The sequence below is a fragment of the Sphingomonas sp. CFBP 8765 genome, assembly GCF_014841445.1.
Lineage (GTDB): Bacteria > Pseudomonadota > Alphaproteobacteria > Sphingomonadales > Sphingomonadaceae > Sphingomonas > Sphingomonas aerolata.
Genome location: NZ_JACYTY010000007.1, coordinates 143,817 through 164,172 on the forward strand (window position 1 = coordinate 143,817; position 20,356 = coordinate 164,172).

20 protein-coding genes are annotated in these 20,356 nt (G+C 65.0%); 12 read left to right on the forward strand and 8 right to left on the reverse strand.

The window, feature by feature from the left end; all coding sequences use genetic code 11:
• Nucleotides 1–13: 13 nt before the first annotated feature.
• Both IFT87_RS16780 and IFT87_RS16785 read right to left on the reverse strand, forming a co-directional pair.
• A complete protein-coding gene (locus tag IFT87_RS16780) occupies nucleotides 14–424 on the reverse strand; it encodes a (R)-mandelonitrile lyase (protein WP_056024474.1) in 411 nt (136 codons plus the stop codon).
• Between the two features lie 137 nt (nucleotides 425–561).
• On the reverse strand, nucleotides 562–1,308 hold the full coding sequence (locus IFT87_RS16785) for an SDR family oxidoreductase (RefSeq protein ID WP_192191300.1): 747 nt from the start codon (nucleotides 1,306–1,308) through the stop codon (nucleotides 562–564).
• A gap of 308 nt (nucleotides 1,309–1,616) precedes the next feature.
• On the opposite strand from IFT87_RS16785, the gene IFT87_RS16790 reads away from it, so the two are divergent.
• The gene (locus IFT87_RS16790) at nucleotides 1,617–2,678 is read left to right on the forward strand and encodes a glycoside hydrolase family 43 protein (RefSeq protein WP_192191356.1); all 1,062 of its coding nucleotides are present in this window, start codon (nucleotides 1,617–1,619) and stop codon (nucleotides 2,676–2,678) included.
• Here IFT87_RS16790 and IFT87_RS16795 read toward each other — a convergent pair.
• Together IFT87_RS16795 and IFT87_RS16800 are read right to left on the reverse strand one after the other, a co-directional pair.
• Complete coding sequence (locus tag IFT87_RS16795) at nucleotides 2,675–3,160, reverse strand: PaaI family thioesterase (RefSeq protein WP_056024468.1); 486 nt, start codon at nucleotides 3,158–3,160, stop codon at nucleotides 2,675–2,677. The two genes, IFT87_RS16790 and IFT87_RS16795, sit on opposite strands and share 4 nt — an antisense overlap.
• 124 nt (nucleotides 3,161–3,284) lie before the next feature.
• Complete coding sequence (locus IFT87_RS16800; protein ID WP_056024464.1) at nucleotides 3,285–4,067, reverse strand: glucose 1-dehydrogenase; 783 nt, start codon at nucleotides 4,065–4,067, stop codon at nucleotides 3,285–3,287.
• A gap of 179 nt (nucleotides 4,068–4,246) precedes the next feature.
• On the opposite strand from IFT87_RS16800, the gene IFT87_RS16805 reads away from it, so the two are divergent.
• From IFT87_RS16805 to paoC (IFT87_RS16840), 8 genes are all read left to right on the forward strand, one after another.
• The gene (locus IFT87_RS16805) at nucleotides 4,247–4,942 is read left to right on the forward strand and encodes a RibD family protein (protein ID WP_056024461.1); all 696 of its coding nucleotides are present in this window, start codon (nucleotides 4,247–4,249) and stop codon (nucleotides 4,940–4,942) included.
• A gap of 210 nt (nucleotides 4,943–5,152) precedes the next feature.
• Nucleotides 5,153–6,385 (forward strand): MFS transporter, encoded by a 1,233-nt coding sequence (locus IFT87_RS16810; RefSeq protein ID WP_192191301.1) that lies wholly within the window; start codon nucleotides 5,153–5,155, stop codon nucleotides 6,383–6,385.
• Nucleotides 6,382–7,500, forward strand: coding sequence for an XdhC family protein (locus tag IFT87_RS16815; protein WP_056024456.1), 1,119 nt, complete (start codon nucleotides 6,382–6,384; stop codon nucleotides 7,498–7,500). The genes IFT87_RS16810 and IFT87_RS16815 overlap by 4 nt, the downstream gene beginning before the upstream one ends.
• A complete protein-coding gene (paoA, locus tag IFT87_RS16820; RefSeq protein WP_056405795.1) occupies nucleotides 7,484–8,122 on the forward strand; it encodes an aldehyde dehydrogenase iron-sulfur subunit PaoA in 639 nt (212 codons plus the stop codon). The genes IFT87_RS16815 and paoA overlap by 17 nt, the downstream gene beginning before the upstream one ends.
• Nucleotides 8,119–9,069, forward strand: coding sequence for an FAD binding domain-containing protein (locus IFT87_RS16825; protein WP_056024453.1), 951 nt, complete (start codon nucleotides 8,119–8,121; stop codon nucleotides 9,067–9,069). The genes paoA and IFT87_RS16825 overlap by 4 nt, the downstream gene beginning before the upstream one ends.
• Before the next feature lie 4 nt (nucleotides 9,070–9,073).
• Complete coding sequence (gene paoC, locus IFT87_RS16830; RefSeq protein WP_192191302.1) at nucleotides 9,074–11,281, forward strand: aldehyde oxidoreductase molybdenum-binding subunit PaoC; 2,208 nt, start codon at nucleotides 9,074–9,076, stop codon at nucleotides 11,279–11,281.
• A 50-nt stretch (nucleotides 11,282–11,331) separates the two neighbouring features.
• Complete coding sequence (locus IFT87_RS16835) at nucleotides 11,332–11,940, forward strand: cysteine hydrolase family protein (RefSeq protein WP_192191357.1); 609 nt, start codon at nucleotides 11,332–11,334, stop codon at nucleotides 11,938–11,940.
• Entirely contained in the window at nucleotides 11,937–14,147 is a 2,211-nt protein-coding gene (gene paoC, locus IFT87_RS16840; RefSeq protein ID WP_192191303.1) for an aldehyde oxidoreductase molybdenum-binding subunit PaoC, read from the forward strand. The genes IFT87_RS16835 and paoC (IFT87_RS16840) overlap by 4 nt, the downstream gene beginning before the upstream one ends.
• Before the next feature lie 87 nt (nucleotides 14,148–14,234).
• Here the strand turns inward: paoC (IFT87_RS16840) and IFT87_RS16845 are convergent, their stop codons facing one another.
• Nucleotides 14,235–15,431, reverse strand: coding sequence for an MFS transporter (locus IFT87_RS16845; protein ID WP_197975327.1), 1,197 nt, complete (start codon nucleotides 15,429–15,431; stop codon nucleotides 14,235–14,237).
• 218 nt (nucleotides 15,432–15,649) lie between these two features.
• Complete coding sequence (locus IFT87_RS20785; protein WP_261362621.1) at nucleotides 15,650–15,784, reverse strand: hypothetical protein; 135 nt, start codon at nucleotides 15,782–15,784, stop codon at nucleotides 15,650–15,652.
• Nucleotides 15,785–15,942: 158 nt separating this feature from the next.
• Between IFT87_RS20785 and IFT87_RS16850 the strand changes: the two genes are divergently transcribed.
• Together IFT87_RS16850 and IFT87_RS16855 are read left to right on the forward strand one after the other, a co-directional pair.
• Entirely contained in the window at nucleotides 15,943–16,314 is a 372-nt protein-coding gene (locus IFT87_RS16850) for a cyclophilin-like fold protein (RefSeq protein ID WP_192191304.1), read from the forward strand.
• 84 nt (nucleotides 16,315–16,398) lie between these two features.
• Nucleotides 16,399–17,307: a LysR family transcriptional regulator gene (locus IFT87_RS16855; protein ID WP_056405799.1), complete on the forward strand. Its 909-nt coding sequence runs from the start codon at nucleotides 16,399–16,401 to the stop codon at nucleotides 17,305–17,307.
• A 333-nt stretch (nucleotides 17,308–17,640) separates the two neighbouring features.
• Here the strand turns inward: IFT87_RS16855 and IFT87_RS16860 are convergent, their stop codons facing one another.
• Both IFT87_RS16860 and IFT87_RS16865 read right to left on the reverse strand, forming a co-directional pair.
• On the reverse strand, nucleotides 17,641–18,114 hold the full coding sequence (locus IFT87_RS16860) for a PaaI family thioesterase (RefSeq protein WP_192191305.1): 474 nt from the start codon (nucleotides 18,112–18,114) through the stop codon (nucleotides 17,641–17,643).
• Nucleotides 18,115–18,123: 9 nt separating this feature from the next.
• Nucleotides 18,124–19,593 carry an efflux transporter outer membrane subunit gene (locus tag IFT87_RS16865; RefSeq protein WP_192191306.1) on the reverse strand — a complete coding sequence of 490 codons (1,470 nt, stop codon included), beginning with the start codon at nucleotides 19,591–19,593 and terminating at the stop codon, nucleotides 18,124–18,126.
• 86 nt (nucleotides 19,594–19,679) lie between these two features.
• Here IFT87_RS16865 and IFT87_RS16870 point away from each other — a divergent pair, with 86 nt between their 5' ends.
• Complete coding sequence (locus IFT87_RS16870) at nucleotides 19,680–20,297, forward strand: TetR/AcrR family transcriptional regulator (protein ID WP_192191307.1); 618 nt, start codon at nucleotides 19,680–19,682, stop codon at nucleotides 20,295–20,297.
• Nucleotides 20,298–20,356 lie beyond the last annotated feature (59 nt).

Consider the following 20,356-nt stretch of genomic DNA (forward strand, 5'->3'; position numbering starts at 1 on the left):
CGTGCGGTACCACTCAGCCCTTCGCCAACGGCGCGAGATATTGCTCGTCGCTCACCTTTTCCATCCAGGTTACGGGTGTGCCATTCACAGATTCCTGGATGGCGATGTGAGTCATGGCGTCATGCGCGGTCGCGCCATGCCAGTGCTTGTGTTCAGGGGGGCACCAGAGCTGGTCGCCCGCATGGAATTCGAGCTTCGGTCCGCCCTCGACCTGCGTCCAGCCGACACCTTCGGTGACGATGAGCGTCTGCCCGGCCGGGTGGGTATGCCAGGCGGTGCGTGCGCCCGGCTCGAAATGGACCACGGCACCGCCGACGCGCGACGGCTCGGGCCGCTGGAATTGTCCGGTGATCGTGACCTTGCCGGTGAAATACGCGTCGGGGCCGGGGACCGTCTTCAGGTCTGCCTTGCGGGATATATCCATCTTGCTCTTTCCTTGCTGTGCGTGTGCGACGCCATTGGACGCCAGGAGAATTGCCGAAATTGTCAGAACTCTGATCATCATCGTCCTCGATAAACAGTGCGCAACGCTGCGGTGGCCCTCTGCTGTGAAGCCAAAAATCATAATTGCTGCGCGGTCGGGCGGAAGATGATCTCGTTAATGTCGACATCATCGGGCTGACTGATCGCAAACGCCGCCATCCTGGCAAAGCTGTCGGCTGAGATACCGACCTTGCCGACATAATCGCTGTTTGCGGAGCGGACGCCCTCGTCCGAGATCTGCTCGAGCAACTCGGTCTTCACCGCGCCGGGGCACAGGATAGTGGTCCGGATGTTGTAGTCCTTCACTTCCTGACGGAAGCCTTCGCAGATGGCGCGGACCGCGAACTTCGTGCCGGAATAGACCGCCGATGCTGGGAAGACGACGTGGCCGGCAACGGAAGAGGTCGTGATCACCTGGCCCGATTTCTGCGCCTTCATATGCGGCAGCGCGGCCGCGATTCCGTACAGCACGCCCTTGATGTTGACGTCGACCATGCGGTCCCATTCATCCACCTTGAGGCTTTCCAAAGCCGACAGGGGCATAATCCCGGCATTGTTGATGAGGACGTCGATCCCGCCAAAGCGCTGTACGGCGGTGTCGACGAGGTTGGCGACCGCTGCACGGTCGGTAACGTCGGTCTGCACAGCCAGAGCCTGTCCGCCCGCCGCCACGATCTCTGCGACGAGCGTTTCGAGGCGACCTGTACGGCGCGCGCCGAGCACGACCGTCGCGCCGCACGCCGCCAGATGCCGTGCCGCCGCCTCGCCGAGGCCGCTCGAGGCGCCGGTAATCACGACGACCTTATCTTTGATACGGTCAGTCATTTCACTGCCCTCCATTTCAGCAATTGATCGGGGCGGCGATACGCCGACCTCGATGTGCTTACGTTGCAGACGGAATATGGGACACGCGGCAGGCTAGATTACCCGCTATCTGGTTGATGCTTCGATGAACAGATTTCATCAATCCGAACCATCAGCATCCAACGCGACTCCGCGATCGATTGGTCGACAAATCCGGGAGATTGTCTGGATGACACGCTGGTCATTCGCGTTAAATACGGCGAATACCGTTTCAAAGCACACCCGTCCAAACTGCAACGGACCCAGTAATGCCTTTGATCGATCGACGAATGCTGTTGGCGGGACTCGCCGTTGGCGCTGCCACTTCGAGGACTGCGTGGGCAGCCAATCCCGTTCTGCCGGGCTGGTACGCCGATCCGGAGATCCGCATTTTCGGCGATCGATACTGGATCTATCCGACCTATTCCGCCGACGGGCCCGTCCCCGCCCCGCCCAGCCGGTTCACCCGTTGGCAAACCCATGAACGCGCCTCGCCGACGATATGGAGCCCGTTTCTGCGACAGACGTTTCTCGACGCGTTCTCCTCGCCAGACCTGGTATCCTGGACCCGCCATCCGCGCGTCCTCGACGTCAAGGACGTCGACTGGGCGGCCTATGCGGTGTGGGCCCCTTCGGCGATCGAGCAGGATGGCCGCTATTTCCTGTTCTTCGGCGCGAACGACATCAAGACCGACCGACAGCGCGGCGGAATCGGCGTGGCGGTCAGCGACCGCCCGGAAGGCCCGTTCCGCGACGCGATCGGCAAACCCCTGATCGGCAGCATCGTCAGCGGCGCGCAGCCGATCGACCAGATGGTGTTCCGCGACGACGATGGAACCTGCTACTTGTATTATGGCGGCTGGAAACACTGCAACGTTGTGAAGCTGTCGCGAGACCTCACCAGCCTCACCCCGTTCGCGGACGGCGAGACGTACAAGGCGATCACCCCCTCCGCCGACTATGTCGAGGGACCGTTCATGCTGAAGCGGCGCGGAATCTATTACCTGATGTGGTCGGAAGGCGAGTGGACGGGACCGCTGTACAGCGTCGCCTACGCTACGGCTTCCAACCCTCTCGGACCGTTCACACCGCGCGGCAAGATTCTCGAGCAGGACGCGCGCGTCGCTCGCGGCGCGGGGCATCATTCCGCTGTCTGCATCCCTGGAACGGATGATTGGTATATCGTCTATCACCGACGTCCCCTGGGTGAGACGAACGGCAATCATCGTCAGGTCGCGATCGAGCGGATGCATTTCCGTAAAGACGGCAGCATAGCGCCGGTCGTTCTGACCCAGGGCGGCGTGACGGCCCGACGCCTGCCGGTGGCGAATAAAGCGAGGCCAGGCTCTTAGGAGGCGCCATCAGCCGGATTTGCTACCGCTTTTCGTGGTCGAAGTTCGAAGACGAGCAGCGTCGACGTCGCCGTCGCGCAGAGCTGCCCCTTCTCGTTGACCAGGGTCGCCTCCGAAAATGCGGCGCGACCGCCCATCGACACAAGGCGTCCGACCGCCCGGATCTTCCCGCTGGAATCGTTCAGCGGGCGTAGAAACGACACCTTCAACTCCAGCGTCGTATAGCCGAAGCCCGGTTTCAACCCGGTGTGCGCAGCGATGCCGCAGGCACTGTCGAGGATTGCCGAGATATATCCGCCGTGCACCGTTCCCATCGGATTGTAGGACGTGCCGTCCGGCGTGGCTTCGAAGACGGCATGCCCGTATTCGACCTCGACCAGCGAGATGCCGAGCTTTTCCCCGAGCGGAGGCTGCCGCCCGGTCGCCAGCATCGCGCGAACCTGGGCAAGCCCGTCAGGAGTGATCGGAAGGTCAGTCGTCATGGGTCGATCTCACATAGCGGTTCTTGGTAAAGCAGAGGCAACGACTGGATCTCAACGATTTCCAGGCGCTCGGAACGAGGCAGCGGCGCCACGACTGGCCGCTGCGCGCGCTGCCAGTACCTGATCAACCGCCAAGACCGACCGTCTGTCCACCATCCACGACCATCGCATGACCGACCATGAACGCAGCCGAGTCGGAGCAAATGTAGAGCACCGCGGCGGCGATCTCCTCGGGCTTGCCCATGCGGCCGATCGGCTCCTGCGCGATCATCTTCTTCTGGCCTTCCTCGGTACCGCCAGACACCCGGTCGGTGATCATCGGCGTTTCGATGATGCCGGGGCAGATGACGTTCACGCGGACATTGTCGCCGATATATTCGAGCGCAGCCGACTTGCTCATTCCGATCACGCCGTGCTTGACGGCAACGTACCCGGCCTGCCCTGCAATTCCGACGACGCCTGCGCCCGACGAGGTGTTGACGATCGCGCCGCCGCCCCGCTTCTGCATCAGCGGAATCTGGTATTTCATGCAGAGGAACACGCCGCGCAGATCGATCGCGGTCATGCGGTCGAAATCCTCCTCGCTGAGGTCCGCCAGCGGGATCTGCTGCTGCTCGATACCGGCGTTGTTGAACGCGATGTCGATGCCGCCAAAGGCCTCGACCGTCTTGTCGAGCGCGGTACGAACGTCCTCGCTCTTCGAGACGTCGCAGGTGATCCCGACCGCGCTGCCCCCCGCTGCCTCGATCGCCGCGACGACCTCGGCAACGCCGTCTCCGTTCAGATCAACGACGGCGACATGTGCACCAGCCTCGGCGAAGGCGATGGCAGTGGTGCGCCCGATTCCATTGGCGGCGCCGGTGACGAAGGCGATCTTGCCTGCGTAATTCTGGTTCTGGTCGGCCATCTCGATTTCCTTCGCGCTGAAGCGGCTCGATCGCCGCGGATATGGTTCAGAACGAAGTCGGTCGATGCCGCTTCCATGAAATCCCCTCACCGATCCGGTGCAGTAGCCTCATTGGGCCGACAGGCCGCTGCGGTCGTTCCTCGTGACTAGATTTAAAGACAAGCCCGGGATTCCCGTACATGAAGCCGCATATCATCTGTCACATGGCCAGCAGCATCGACGGCAGGATCCTGCCTGAACGCTGGACGCCAAGCGGCGCGCATTCGCATGATATTTACGAGGACCTGCATGACAGGCTCGGAGGCGGGTCATGGCTCGTCGGCCGTGTCACCGGCCAAGAGTTCGCCAAGCGCGACGCGTATCCGGACCAGCCGGAGGCGAGCTTTCTCCGTACCGCCTGGCTCCCGAACCACGCGGCGGAAGCGTATGGCATCGTGTTGGACGCTCATGGCAAGATCGCGTGGGGGCGTAGCGATGTAAGCGGCGATCCTATCGTGGTCGTGCTAACCAAGGCGGTATCGGACGCGCATCTCGCGGGACTGCGCGAGGACGGCGTCGGCTATGTCTTTGCCGGCGAGACCGACCTCGACCCGCACGAGGTCGTAGAAATTCTGAATACCGAACTGGGGATCGACCGCCTGCTCCTCGAAGGCGGCGGTCACCTCAACGGCGGCTTTCTCCGTGCCGGCCTCATCGACGAGATCAGCCTGATGCTCGTGCCTGCGATCGACGGGGCATCGGGCGCTCCGGCCGTTTTCGAAGGCTCCGGCACGGCGGCTTCGGAACGGTTGCCGATCGATACTCTGGCGTTGATGAGTCATGACGTCATGGACGGCGGGACCGTCTGGCTTCGGTACCGGGTCACTCCAGCCTGACGGTTCGCGGTTTTACGGGCGTGTGCATGAGCAGCGCTCACCAAGGCATCAACGTCTGGCTGAATTGTCGGTCGGATCGTCCTTCCCTAAATTAGCATTCTTCGCAGCCAACCGTTCGTCCCCGAACCGGCACGGCACGAGCGCCCGGATCCGTCGCGATCCCCCTCCACGACGGGTCCGGGCGCATTTGGCACAATCAGGAGAGCCATCATGGCAAGTCCCATCGCCGCGGTTGCGGACGCGGATGCCGCGCGCATCGACGATCGGCCCGCCCGCTGGGGCGCGGTATATGCAATGGCGCTGTGCAGCTTCGTGCTGATCGCGTCCGAGTTCATGCCGGTCAGCCTGCTGAGCCCGATCGCACACACGCTGAATCTGACCGAGGGCAAGGCCGGACAGGCGATTTCCATATCCGGGCTGTTCGCGGTCATCACTAGCCTGTCGCTGTCCTCCGTACTGGGGAAAACGGACCGTCGGATCGTGCTGCTCGTCCTGACCAGCCTGCTGGTGGTCTCCGGTGCCATCGTCGCGTTTGCGCCGACCTATCTGGTCTTCATGGCCGGCCGCGCGCTGCTCGGTATCGCCATCGGCGGGTTCTGGTCGATGTCGGCTGCGATCGCCATGCGACTGGTGCCGAGCCACGCGGTCCCCAAAGCGCTCGCGGTCATCAGTGGCGGCAATGCACTGGCCACCGTGCTCGCGGCGCCGCTGGGCAGTTTCGTCGGCAGCCTGATCGGGTGGCGCGGCGCATTCTTCTGCGTGGTACCGGTCGCCGTCGCGGCAGTGATCTGGCAGGCGCTGACGCTGCCACCGCTTCCGGTTGCAGAACGACAGAGCGCCCGCGGCATGTTCGCCCTGCTGCGCCGGCCGCCCGTGGTATTCGGCCTGCTGACCGTCGCGATGCTGTTCGTCGGGCAGTTCGCGCTGTTCACCTATCTCCGCCCGTTCCTCGAGCAGGTGACGCATGTCTCGCCGGCCATGCTGTCGATCATGCTGCTCATTCTCGGCGTATCCGGATTCATCGGCACCGTCCTGATCGGGCGGGTGCTGAACGGGGGCCTGTTCCTCACCCTTGCCGTGCTGCCAGCGTTGATGGCGGCAACGGCGGCGGCACTGACGGTGCTTGGTACGTCCGTCGTGGCGGTCGGAATATTGCTTGCGGTTTGGGGTTTCGCAGGCACGTCCGCGCCGGTGGCGTGGTGGACATGGCTGGCGCGCACGGTGCCCGACGAGGCCGAGGCTGGCGGCGGGCTGATGGTGGCGATCGTGCAGCTCGCGATTACGCTGGGCGCGACGATGGGCGGCATCGTCTTCGATGCAGCGGGTCCGCGCGCCGAGTTTCTCGCCAGCGCCGGCCTTCTTGCGATTGCAGCACTCGCCGCGGTCGCGATCGGCCGAGCCGATCGTCGCCCCGCCGCCCCTGCCCAAGCCGTAGCGGCATGAAGCAGGCGCTGGCGATCCTGCGCTTCCTGCGCGACTGTGACGAACGGGGAGAGCGGGCCGCGCTGGTGACGCTGACCGACGTCACCGGCAGCGCGGCCCGCGCGCCGGGCGAGCATATGGCGGTGGCCGAAAGCGGACGGTCGCTGGGCTCGTTTTCCGGTGGGTGCGTGGAAGCCGCCGTGATCGCAGAGGCGCAGGAGGCCCTTGCCGAAGGGCGCGCACGTCACGTGCGCTATGGCGACGGTTCGCGCTACATCGACATTCGGCTGCCCTGCGGCGGGGGCATCGACCTGCTGTTCACGCCGACACCGGATCGTCGGCAGATCGATCGCGCCATCGCCATTCTGGAACGGCGCGAGCCGGTCGTGCTCCACCTCTCGCTCGACGGGACTATCATTGCCGCTTGGTCTCGCGACGGTGATCGCACGCGGTGGCTCGATACGATTTTCAGCGTACGTCACGATCCGGTCCTTCGGCTGGTCGTCATGGGACATGGCGCAGAGCCCGCCGCGATGCTCGACATCGCCCACGCCTATGGCGCCGACGCGACGCTGTTGAGCCCCCAGGCCTCGCTCGTCGAGGACACACGGCGGCAGGGACGATCCGCGGATCTTCTCCGGTTCGTCGGCCGCGTGGACGGATTGGCGATCGATCCCTGGACCGCGGTCGTGACGCTGTTCCACGATCACGACTGGGAGACGCCACTCCTGCTCCAGGTCCTGGAGCAACGCCCGTTCTTCATCGGCGCGATGGGCAGCATGAAAACGCATATCGAGCGTCAGCGGCGCCTTCTGGAAGCATGGGCGGAGCGCGATGATATCGCGCGGGTTGTCGGCCCCGTCGGTCTGATCAAGGCGACACGCGATCCCCAGACGCTAGCGCTCTCGATCATGGCGCAATTGGTCCAGGCCTATGAAGCGACAACGGCGCTCGAAAAGCCTCGCCCGGAGAGTTGGGCCATGAGCCATCCTCATGGTTTCATTGAACATCATGCACGCTCCAAACGGCACGGCGACGCGTTACAGTCCGAGACAATCGTTGATGTAGATCAGACAGTTACCGCGGACGCGCGGTACGGCAGCAAGAGAGATGAAGCCCATGCCCAGCATATCTGAAGTAGAGCTTTCGCGCCGTGGGCTCCTCGCGGGCAGCGCGGCGACAGCCGTGATCGCCGCATCGCCGGCCGGCGCCGTCGCGACGACGCCGCCCCAGGCTAGCGCCACGCCGACCATGCCGGTGCGGTTCAAGGTCAATGGTGAGAAGCGCGAGCTCAGCCTCGATCCGCGGACGACCCTGCTCGACGCGCTGCGCGAACACCTGCACCTGACGGGCACCAAGAAGGGCTGCGATCATGGCCAGTGCGGCGCCTGCACCGTGATGGTCGATGGGGTCCGCATCAATTCCTGCCTGAGCCTCGCGGTGATGCACGAAGGCGACGAGATCACGACGATCGAGGGCCTCGGCACGCCGGACAAGCTGCACCCGATGCAGGCGGCCTTCATCAAGCATGACGGCTATCAATGCGGCTATTGCACGCCGGGTCAGATCTGCTCGGCCGTCGCGGTCCTCGACGAGATCAAGCGTGGCGTGCCCAGCCATGCGCAGGGCGACCTGATGACCAAGCCGACCGCGACGAACGTCGAGATGCGCGAGCGCATGAGCGGCAACATCTGCCGCTGCGGTGCCTATTCCAACATCGCCGAGGCCATGGCCGAAGTCGCGGGAGCAAAAGCATGAGAGCTTTCACCTATGAGCGCGCGAAGGATGCGAGCGCCGCGGCGCGCGCGGTCGCCGGCAACCCGGCGGCCAAGTTCATCGCCGGCGGGACCAACCTGCTCGACCTGATGAAGATCGAGGTCGAGACGCCGACGCATCTCGTCGACGTGCAGGATCTCGGTTTCGACAAGATCGAGGCGACGCGTGAAGGCGGGCTGCGCATCGGCGCACTGGTGACCAACACTAACCTCGCCGCCGACGAGCGGGTTATGCGCGATTACGGCGTGCTGACGCGCGCGATCGTCGCGGGGGCATCGGGCCAGTTGCGTAACAAGGCGTCGACCGCCGGCAATCTGCTCCAGCGCACGCGCTGCCCGTATTTCTACGACACCAACATGGCGTGCAACAAGCGCAAGCCGGGTTCGGGCTGCGCCGCGATCGGCGGATACTCGCGCCAGTTGGGCGTCATCGGCGTCAGCGACAGCTGCATCGCGACGTTCCCGGGTGACATGGCCGTGGCGATGCGCGTGCTGGATGCGGTGGTCGAGACGGTCGATGCGACCGGCCAGCGCCGGTCGATCGCGATCGCCGACTTCCACCGGCTATGGGGTGACACGCCCCAGCAGGATACCGTGCTGAAGCAGGGCGAACTGATCACCGCGGTGACGTTGCCCAAGCCGCTAGGTGGCAAGCATTTCTACGAGAAGGTGCGCGATCGTGCGTCCTACGCCTACGCGCTGGTGTCAGTGGCGGCGGTGATCCAGCCAGACGGTACCGGGCGCGTCGCGTTCGGCGGCGTGGCCCCCCGCCCCTGGCGTGTCGAGGCAGCGGACGCGCTGCTGCCACGCGGTGCCGCCGCGGTGACCGCGCGTGCGTTCCAGGGCGCGACGCCGACCAAGGACAACGCGTTCAAGCTCCCGCTTGCCACCCGCGCACTGGCCTCGGTCATCGCCGAAGCGAAGGCATAATCGCATGAAGTTCGATACACCCGCCGTCGCCAACCCGATCGACCAGATGAAGGTTGTCGGGCGCGCGCATACCCGCATCGACGGCCCGCTCAAGACGACCGGGCTGGCGCCCTATGCCTATGAGCATCATCGCGAGATCGAGAACGCCGCTTATGGCTATGCCGTAGGCACAGCCGTCGCCAAGGGCCGCATAAACGCGATCGACACGGTCGCGGCGAAGGCTGCACCGGGCGTAATCGCGATCGTCACCGCCGCGGATGTGGACAAGCTTGGCAAGGGTAAGTTCAACACCGTCAAGCTACTCGCCGGGCCGGACGTCGATCATTATCACCAGGCAGTGGCGGTCGTCGTCGCCGAGACGTTCGAGCAGGCCCGCGCCGCGGCCGGCTTGGTCCGCGTCGATTATGCGCGCGGCAAGGGCAGGTTCGATCTGGATGCGGCGTTGAAGACGGCGCCGCTGACCGACGCGGACAAGCCCGGCAAGGGCGAAGACCGGGTCGGCACGTTCGAAACCGCCTTCGCATCCGCGCCGGTCAAGCTCGATGCGCACTATACCACGCCGGATCACAGCCATGCGATGATGGAGCCGTTCGCCTCGATCGCCGCCTGGAACGGCGACGCGCTGACGGTGTGGACGTCGAACCAGATGATCGACTGGGGTCGCACCGATCTCGCCACCACGCTGAATATGCCGAAGGAGAAGGTCACCTTCCTTTCGCCCTATGTCGGCGGCGGTTTTGGCGGGAAGCTGTTCCTGCGCAGCGATGCGGTCCTCGCGGCGCTCGGCGCGAAGGCGGCAGGGCGTCCGGTCAAGCTGGCGATGAGCCGGCCGTTCATGGCCAACAACACGACGCATCGGCCGGCGACGCGCCAGCGCATCCGCATCGGCGCAGCGAAGGACGGCACGATCACCGCGATCGCGCATGAGAGCGGCTCGGGCGACCAGCCGAACGGCAGTCCGGAAGCGGCAGTCCTGCAGACGAACCTGCTCTATGCTGGAGCGAACCGCCTGACGTCGATGCGCCTCGCGGTGCTCGACCTGCCCGAGGGCAACGCGATGCGCGCGCCGGGCGAAGCGCCGGGCCTGATGGCGCTTGAGATCGCGATGGACGAGATGGCGGAAAAGCTCCGCATGGATCCGATCGCCTTCCGCGTGAAGAACGACACGCAGGTCGATCCGAAGGATCCCAAGCGACGCTTCTCGCAGCGTGAGCTGGTCCGCTGCCTGACCGAGGGTGCACAGCAGTTCGGCTGGTCGCGTCGCAACGCGCAGCCCGGCCAGGTTCGCGACGGGCGCTGGCTGGTCGGGATGGGCGTGGCATCCGCGTTCCGTAATCACATGAACATGACGTCGGGTGCTCGCGTCCGGCTCGGCAATGACGGCATCGTCACCGTCGAGACCGACATGACCGACATCGGCACCGGCAGCTACACGATCATCGCGCAGACCGCGGCGGAGATGATGGGCGTCCCCCTCGACGCGGTCGTCGTCAAGCTCGGCAGCTCGGCATTCCCGGTCTCCGCCGGGTCGGGCGGCCAGTTCGGCGCCGCCAACGCGACGGCGGGGGTGTATGCGGCGTGCGTCAAGCTGCGCGAGGCCGTCGCCCAGCGTCTCGGCTATAATTCGGCCGATGCGGTGTTCGACGGCGGCAAGGTCACGAGCGGCAATCGCTCGGCCGACCTTCGCCAAGCCGCCTCCTCAGGCGAGTTGGTTGCCGAGGACAAGATCGAATATGGCGATCTCGACAAGAGCTGGCAGCTGTCAACCTTCGGCGCACACTTCGTCGAGGTCGGCGTCGATAGCTATACGGGCGCGACCCGCCTGCGTCGCATGCTGGCGGTCTGCGCATCCGGGCGGATCATCAATCCGACCTCGGCGCGTAGCCAGGTGATCGGCGCGATGACGATGGGTGTCGGCTCAGCGTTGATGGAGGAACTGGCGGTCGACAAGCGCTTCGGCTTCTTCGTCAACCACGACCTGGCCAGCTACGAGGTGCCGGTCCACGCCGACATCCCGCACCAGGACGTGATCTTCCTCGACGAGGCCGACGACAAGGCCAATCCGATGAAGGCTAAGGGCATCGGCGAGCTCGGCCTGTGCGGCGTCGGCGCGGCGGTAGCGAACGCCATGTACAACGCGACGGGCGTCCGCCTTCGCGATTATCCACTGACCCTCGACAAGCATTTCGATCGGCTGCCGGCGGTGGCGTGAGCCACGCCGCACTGGTCGAATGTGCTCTAGGGCGAATGGGAGACAAGATGATGATACCCGAAAAGACCGCCCTGTTGCTGATCGAGTACCAGAACGACTTCGTCAGCGAAGGCGGCGCCCAGCATGATGCGGTGAAGGCGGTGATGGCCGACACCGACATGCTGGCGCACAGCCGGGCCGTCGTCGAACGAGCGCGCGCGCAGGGCGTGACCGTGATGCACGCGCCAATCACCTTCGCGGAGGGTTATCTGGAGATCCCGTCCGATCCTTACGGTATCCTCGCCGGCATCAAGCAGGCTAACGCGTTCCGGAAAGACAGCTGGGGCGCGGCGATTGCCGATGCGATGGCACCGGTCGACGGCGACATCGTGATCGAGGGCAAGCGGGGCCTCGATTGCTTCGCGAGCACCAATATCGACTTCATCCTGCGTCAGCGTGGCATCACCGATCTGGCGATCGCCGGGTTCCTGACAAATTGCTGCGTCGAATCGACCATGCGCTCGGCGTACGAACGCGGCTTCCGCGTCGTCACGCTGACCGACTGCACGGCGACGCTGAGCCCCGAAGAGCAGCACGCTGCGGTCACGAAGAACTTCCCGATGTTCTCCAAGCCGATGACGCACGACCAGTTCCTGGCCGATCTGGAGACGAGTGCATGAAGTTCGACACGCCTGCGGGCACGACTCCAATCGACCGCCTGACCGTGGTCGGACGCGCACACACGCGCGTCGAAGGTCCCCTGAAGACGACCGGCACGGCACGCTACGCCGCCGAGCATCACGATTTCGCGCCAGATGCGGCCCATGGCTACATCCTGGGTGCAGCGATCGGCAAGGGACGCATCGATCGCATCGATACCGCGGCGGCACATGCCGCGCCCGGCGTCCGTGCGATCGTCACCTATGAAAATTCGGGCCCGATCGGCAAGGGCGAGTTCTACACCCAGCGCATTCTGGCCGGCCCGATGGTCGATCATTATCATCAGGCGGTCGCGGTCGTCGTCGCCGACACCTTCGAACAGGCGCGCGCGGCGGCGTCGCTGATCCGCGTCACGTATGCGCGCGGGAAGGGGCGCTTCGATCTGGCCGCGCAAAAATCATCGGCCCCGATCGCGCCGGAGGAACCGTTCGGTGGCTCGACGAACGCGTCGGTCGGCAACTTCGCAAGCGCGTTTGCCAGCGCGCCGGTCAAGGTCGACGAATCTTATACGGTCCCCGATCAGGCGCATGCGATGATGGAACCCCATGCGAGTATTGCGCGGTGGGATGGTGACAAGCTCACCTGCTGGACGTCGATTCAGGCGATGAACTGGGGCTGTCGCGACCTGGGCCTCATCATCGGCACGCCAAAAGAAAATATCCGCCTGCATTCCCCCTTCATCGGCGGCGGCTTTGGCGGCAAGGGCACGACGCAGAGCGATCTGGCACTCGCGGCGATCGCCGCGCGGGTATCGGGCCGTCCGGTCAAGGTCGTGCTGCAACGCCCGCTGATGTTCAACAATACCATTCACCGCCCCAAGACGATCCAGCGCGTTCGACTGGGCGCCGGCAAGGACGGCCGTCTCGTTGCCATCGGTCACGATAGCTGGTCGGGCAACCTGGCGGGTGGCCGCACCGAGCCCACCAACCTGCCGACGCAGTTCATGTATGCCGGCGAGAACCGCCAGTTGCGGCGCTATCTCAGCCCTCTCGATCTCGCCGAGGGCAACGCCATGCGCGCGCCGGGCGAGGCCCCGGGGATGATGGCGCTGGAAGTCGCGATGGACGAGCTTGCGGAAAAGCTCGAAATGGATCCGGTCGCTCTGCGGATCGCTAACGACACGCAGGTCGACCCTTCGAAGCCCGAGCGCAAATTCTCCACCCGGCCGTTCGTGCAGTGCCTGAAAGAGGGCGCGGACCGGTTCGGCTGGAATGCGCGGGTCGCCAAACCCGGCAGCCGTCGCGAAGGCAAGTGGCTGATCGGCATGGGCGTCGCCAGCGCGATCCGTGGAGCACCGATCATGAAGGCCGGCGCCCGCGTGCGACTGGGCAAGGACGGACACGTCACGGTCGAGACCGACATGACCGACATCGGCCAGGGCAGCTACACGATTGTCGGGCAGACCGCCGCCGAGATGATGGGCGTTCCGCTCGAACGGGTGACCGCCAAGCTCGGCGATTCCACCTTCCCCGAAACACCCGGCTCGGGCGGCCAGGCGGGTGCCGCGTCGGCTACGGCTGGCGTATATGCCGCGTGCGCGAAGCTGCGCGAATTGGTGGCGCAGCGGATGGGCTTCAACACGACCGACGTGACGTTCGCGGACGGGCGCGTCAGTTCGGCGGGCCGTTCGGTCCCGCTGGCCGATGCCGCCAGGGACGGCGAGATCGTCGCCGAGGATGTCATGGAATTTGGCGACCTGAACAAGGAGTATGCGCAGCAGACCGTCGGCGCGCATTTTGCCGAGGTTGGAGTGGATGCCTATACCGGCGCGGTCCGCGTCCGACGGATGCTGGCGGTCTGCGCCGCCGGGCGTATCCTCAACCCGATCACGGCGCGCAGCCAAGTGATCGGGGGGATGACGATGGGGATCGGCGCCGCACTGATGGAGGAAATGGCCGTCGACACCCGCTTCGGCTTCTTCGTCAATCACGACCTTGCCGGCTACGAGGTGCCCGTCCACGCCGACGTCCCGCATCTCGAGGCGCATTTCATCGACGAGGTCGATGCGACGATGTCGCCGTTGAAGGCAAAGGGGGTCGGCGAGCTGGGTTTGGTCGGCGTCGCGCCGGCGATCGCCAACGCGGTGTACAACGCGACCGGCGTTCGGGTGCGCGAATATCCGGTGACGCTCGACAAGCACTTCGCAGGCCTGCCGGAAATCGCGTGACGCGACAGATCTGCAGCTGCGTTGCGAGGGGCGCGGCTGCGGTCGTCCACGCCGGTACGCTATAGCGTGCACGCAGCCGCCATCGCGTCAATGTTCGGTTCGAGCACCCGGCGTGAAGCCGTTGGCTGAAGCGGCGTAGGCAATGGCGAAGGCGACGCCCAGCAAGGCCAGCATCGCGGGGGAAAACGCAACGACGCCTGCGCTGCGATAGATCAGCGCGCCGACCGCGCCGCCGCACGCGATGCTCACGTTCCAGACCGTCGTCAGCATGGCGCCGACGATATCGACGCCCTCGCCCGCCGCGTCGGAGGCCGCCGTCTGGATCGAGGTCGCAGCCCCGCCGAACGTCAGGCCCCACAGGACGACGCCGACAAGGATGACGCTGTTGCTGTGCGGCAGAAAGCCGAGCACCGCAGTCGCAGCGGCGAACACCGCGAGGCTGGCGAGGACGTGGAGGCGCAGGTGGCGGTCCACAGCGGCACCCGCGATCCAGATCCCTGCGAGCGCGGCGCATCCGAACACCAGCAGGAGCAAGCTCACCCGGCTACCGTCGCCGGCCCATTCCGCGTACGGCGCGACATAGGTGTAGAGGATGTAATGCGCCGTCACCCAAGCGAACGCGGTGGCAAGGATCGGCGCCACGCCCGGCATCCGCAGCACGGCCAGGTTCGACAGCTTGCGCTCGGGCGGCTGGCCGGCGCTGTCCGGCATCTTCCACGCGACCGCCCCGGCCAGGCATAGCGCGAGCGCGGCTAGCACCAGGAACGCGATCCGCCAGCCGATCGCCCCGCCCGCGAACGTGCCCAGCGGCACGCCGACTGACAGCGCCAGCGGGGTGCCGATCATCGCCAGTGCGAGCGCGCGGCCTTTCAACCGATCCACTACCAACCGGCGCGCATAGCCTCCGAGGATGCCCCAGCCGAGCCCGGCGGAAACGCCCGCCGCAAACCGCGCGACGAGCGTTACCGCATAGCTGTGGGAGAGCGCGGTCACGACATCGAACACCAGCAGGCCGAAGATTGCCGCGAGCAGGAGTGGCTTGCGCGCATAGCTCTGCGTGACACTGACGAGCGGAATGGCCGCCATCACCGATCCGACGGCATAGACCGTCACCATCTGGCCGGCGAGCGCGCGCGAAATGTTCAGATCATCGGCGACCTGGGGCAACAGACCTGCGGGGAGCGTCTCGGTCACGATCGCGGTGAACCCGGTCAGCGCGAGCAGGATGAGCGCGCCAACGGGGAGCGTATCGCGCTCGGCGCGCGCCTGTGGTTCGATATCCAAGACTTCACCTTTGTGCGATCGCCGGACGAGCGACGTGCCCGATCGATGGGAGAAGACTGTCCTACGATCCGCCCGCGCAATCGCGGCATGGCGGCTGCTCAACGCCCGGATGAGCAGGCGTCATGACGGCCGTTACGTGGCGCGGACACCGTCGCACGCTGAGCGCCGCTCATCATGGCATCAACGCAAGACCGTGTTGTTCGGGTCGGGGGCGGCGGTTAGATCAAGATAGACACACGTGCCGGCCGAGGATCGCCGCGCTTGAAGCCGCCCTTGCCGATACGCTGGCGACCAAACCGCGACGCCACGGCTTGCTGCTTCAGCTTGGCGATGATCCGGCGGTCGCGTGCCATGCGGGCGTAAGGGGAAGGTGACGATGCGCGCTATCGAGGCAGGACGCCCCCTTCTCTGTCTGTTGGCTCTGCTGACGGCATGCGGCCAACCAGCAGCGACCGCGAAGGCAAGCAACGCCTTGATATCCTATGCAAACAGCGCGCGAGAGACACGAACAATGACGACTATCGAAATCGATGCCGGGACGCGTCAGTGGACTGCGCAGATTGCGGACTCCCCCTCGGCACGCGATTTCCTCGCGCAGCTGCCGCTCGACCTGACGCTGACCGATTATGCAGCGACGGAAAAGGTCGCCACTTTGCCCCGACCGCTGACCCGCGACGGCGCCCCGGCCGCGGTCACGCCGCGCGCCGGAGAGATCGGCTATTACGCGCCGTGGGGGAACATCGCGCTTTACCACAAGGACGGCCCGCACTCTCCCGGCCTCGTGATCCTCGGTCGGATCGACGCCCCTTACGCCGATCTCGCGAGCCCCGGTGCCGTGAAGGTTACAATTCGACAGCGCGTCGCTCCTCCGACCGCACGCTGATCCTTCGAGGGAGGACGCCCCTGCCGATCCCGCAGTCGCCCGTCGATCGCTTGCGAGGCTAAACCATAGAGCCCAGGATACACTATGCCGACCAGCCGATCCGATCTCGCCGACCTGACCTACTTCCTGGCAATCTCCCGACATCGAAGTTTCAGGCTCGCCGGGCTCGAACTCGGGGTCAGCGCATCGGCGCTCAGCCATGCCTTGAAGGGGCTCGAGGCACGGCTCGGCGTCCGCCTCCTCCACCGCACGAACCGGAGCGTCACCCTGACTGCCGCTGGCGAGGAGTTGCGAGACAAGGTGGCTGAGCCGTTCGGCACGATCGATCAGGCTGTCGAGAGCCTCAACCGCTATCGCGACGCGCCAACCGGGCGGGTTCGTCTGAACGTCGCCGCCGAAGCGGCGCCCTTATTGCTCGCGCCGGTCATGCCGATCTTCATCGAGCGGTATCCCGATATCGAGATCGACATCGCCGCGCGGGACCAGATGACCGACGTCATCGAAGATGGCTTCGACGCCGGGATCCGTTACGCCGGAACGGTGCCCGAGGACATGGTGGCGCAACGTCTTTCGGGCGAGCTTCGCTGGATAGTCGTCGCATCCCCCGCCTATCTCGAGAAGTTCGGCGTTCCGCAGCACCCGTCGGATTTGGAACACCACCATTGTCTCGGCGTCCGCCTCGGAAATGCGCATATCTACCGCTGGGAATTCGAAGGCCCCGAGGGCGAATTCTCGGTCCCCGTCGCGAGCAAGGTCCTCGTCAACGGGGGGCGCGCGATGCTGGCCATGGCGCTCGCGGGGACCGGACTTATGTACGGCATGGAGGCAACCTTCGCCCCCTATCTCGCGCGCGGAGAACTACGCCCGGTGCTAGAGGAATGGTCAACGATGGGCCCGGCATACCACATCTATTATTCCAGCCGTCGCCAAGTGCCGACTGGCCTGAAACTTTTGATCGAACTCATTCGCGAGTTGCGTCCGCTAGGCCTTTAGACACGCGAATTGGAAATGCGCATGCAACGTCGGCGCTCATCGCGAACTGCTCGTACCATCGGTTGTCGTAGACATGCGCCATACGCTCCTTGGCATCGAAGACCCAGAAGCAGACACTTGTGACGTCATCTTCACTTCCCAAATCCGGCCGTTCGTTCATCCGGTTAGATGGCAACTTTGAAGGGAGACGAGAGATCGTTCGCTGCAACCAGTTCCCGTGGTCAGTATATGAGAGCCCCGCGAGTTGTAACGACACCTAAGCATCTGCTTTTGCTGGATTGTCGTGACCGACCGGCAGCGTTACGCCAAGGTAAAACTGAAGCATACCAGACGTCACGCGGTATCAATTGCCGGTTTAGCGGGACGGAGTTCGAAGACGAGCAAGGTGGACGTCGCGGTGGCGCAAATCTGTCCCTTTTCGTTGAATAACGTGGCCTCGGAGAAAGCCGCGCGGCCACCCATCGATATCAGGCGCCCGACCGCTCTGATCTTGCCGCTGGCGTCGTTCAAGGAGCGGAGGAACGACACTTTCAGCTCCAGTGTCGTGTACCCGAACCCTGGTTTCAGACCGGTGTGGGCGGCGATACCGCAGGCGCTGTCTAGGATCGCAGAGATATATCCGCCATGCACCGATCCCATGGGGTTGTAGGACGTGCCGTCGGGCGTGGCTTCGAATACGGCATGGCCATGTTCCGCTTCGACTAGAGAGATACCCAACTTCTCGCCCAGAGGAGGTTGTCGTCCGCTAGCAAGCAGAGCACGAACCTGAGCAAGGCCGTCGGGATTTGTGGGGGCATCGGTCGTCATGGGTTATCCTCACATTGCAGGCGTCGATAAGGTCACTGGAGCAACTGGATCCCAGCCCCCGCCAAGTGCCCGGAACGACGCGACGGCACCACGACTGGCGGCGGCGCGTGCCTGGATCACCCCGTCCCGCGTTTCGAGCAGGCGCCGGTCCGCATCCAGAACCTCGATCAGGCTCGACACCCCGCCCTTATAAGCCGCGAACGAGGCATCCCGGGCGCGGCTCAACGACGTCTCGCCCTGGCCCAGCATGGTCGACCGTGCGTCCTGCTGGACGAGCGTCGAGAAGGCATCCTCGACATCCTGCGATGCGCGCAGGACGACCAGGCGGTAGGCGCCAAGCGCTTCCGCGTTCCGTCCCTTGGCGCTTTTCACTTCGGCATCGACGCGGCCGAAGTCGAACAGGCGCCAGCGCAGGCCCAGCACGCCGTTCGCCTGTGTCGCATTGCCACCAAACACGCCGCCTGCCGCGGTCGTCGCGGTGCCGAGCAGACCGCTCAGCGAGAATTTCGGGTAATATTCTGACATCGCGACACCGATCCGTCCGTTCGACGCCGCCAGCGTTCGCTCGGCCGCGATGATGTCGGGACGACGGCGCAACAGGCTGGCCGGACCGCCCGCGGTCGCGATCGCCGGAGGAGACGGGATCGCGGTCACGACTGTGAATTCGGAGCGGGTCGCGCCCGGCTGAACCCCGATGAGAATGTCGAGCGCAGTCAGCGCCATGTCGAGTTGGTTCTGGATTGCCGGGGCCGAAGCGCGAACCTGCGCCAGCGCCCCTTCCGCCTGCCGAAGTTGCAATTCGGCCGCCACGCCCTTGCGGTATTGCAGCGCGATCAGATCGACGAGACGCGCCTGCGTATCGGCCTGCGCGCGGGCAACGCCGAGCCGTGCCTGCAAGGCCCGTATCGCGATGTACGTGTCCGCCGTCTGCGCCGCGACCGCAAGACGCACGGCTACCGCAGCGGCGGCGGACGCCTGCCAGTCGGCCCGTGCCGCATCGCGCGAGGCGTCGCGCCCGCCAAAGACGTCGAGTTCCCAGCTTGCGCCGACATTGAGTTCGTAGGTTTCGGTCGAACGCTCGAACTGCGGAAACGCGCTGCCGATCCGGCCGATCGGTGTCTCCAGCGACTGATAGATCTCGCCCCCCTGCCCGCTGACCTGACCGGACGGAAGCAGGGCTGCGTTGGCGGTCTTCAGCGCAGCCCGCGCCTGCGCCACGCGCGCGCCGGCCTGTTGCAGGTCGAGATTCTGTGCCAGCGCGCGCTCGACAAAACTGGTGAGCAACGGATCTTGAAACCCGCGCCACCAGTCGACGAGATCGGCCTGCCCTGCATCCGCCGACCTCGTGTCGACGGCGCTGGCGCCGACAAAGGCGGCCGGTGCGGACGACGCCGGCACCGCGTAGCGCGGCGCGGTCGTGCAGCCACTCACCGACAGCAGCGTGGTGGCCAAAGTAGCAGCAGAGCGGAAATGGCGCATGATCGACCTTCGATGACCCAGACTGTGACCAATGATGCATATGGTCATTGTTTGTCAACGGGCCGATGTCCGCCTATGACGCGGCGATGACCGATACCGTTCCCCAATCCCCCCCGACGCGTGGCCCTGCCGAACATGCGGTCCGCGATCAGATCGTCGAGGCCGCAAACGACTGTTTCGCGCATTACGGATACAGCAAGACGACCGTCGCCGACCTCGCGCGCGAGATCGGGTTCTCCAAGGCCTATATCTACCGGTTCTTCGAGTCGAAGCAGGCCATCGGCGAGGCGATTTGCGGTGCGCGCCTCGAACAGATCTTGACCGAAGCGCGCAAGGCCGTCGATGCGGGCGGCAGCGCGACCGACCGGTTTCGCCGTATGTTCAGGAGCATAACCACGCTCGGCGTGGCGCTGTTCTTCGAGGATCGCAAGATTTACGAGATCGCAGCCTTGGCCGCGTCGGAGCGCTGGGGGTCGGCGCAAGCCTATTCCCGGTCGCTCCAGGACATGATCCAGGAGATCGTCAGACAGGGCCGGGAAAACGGCGAGTTCGAGCGCAAGACGCCGCTCGATGAGACGGTCCGCTCGATCTATTACGCGATGACGCCGTTCATCGATCCGCTGCATCTGGAGCGCAATCTCGACCTGTTGCCTGACGCGCAGAACGAAGTCACTGGGCTCATCCTGCGAAGCCTCGCGCCGTAGATTTCACAATGTGACCAGTTGACAATATAGTCATAAGGCAACATTCGGGTCCCGCTTCT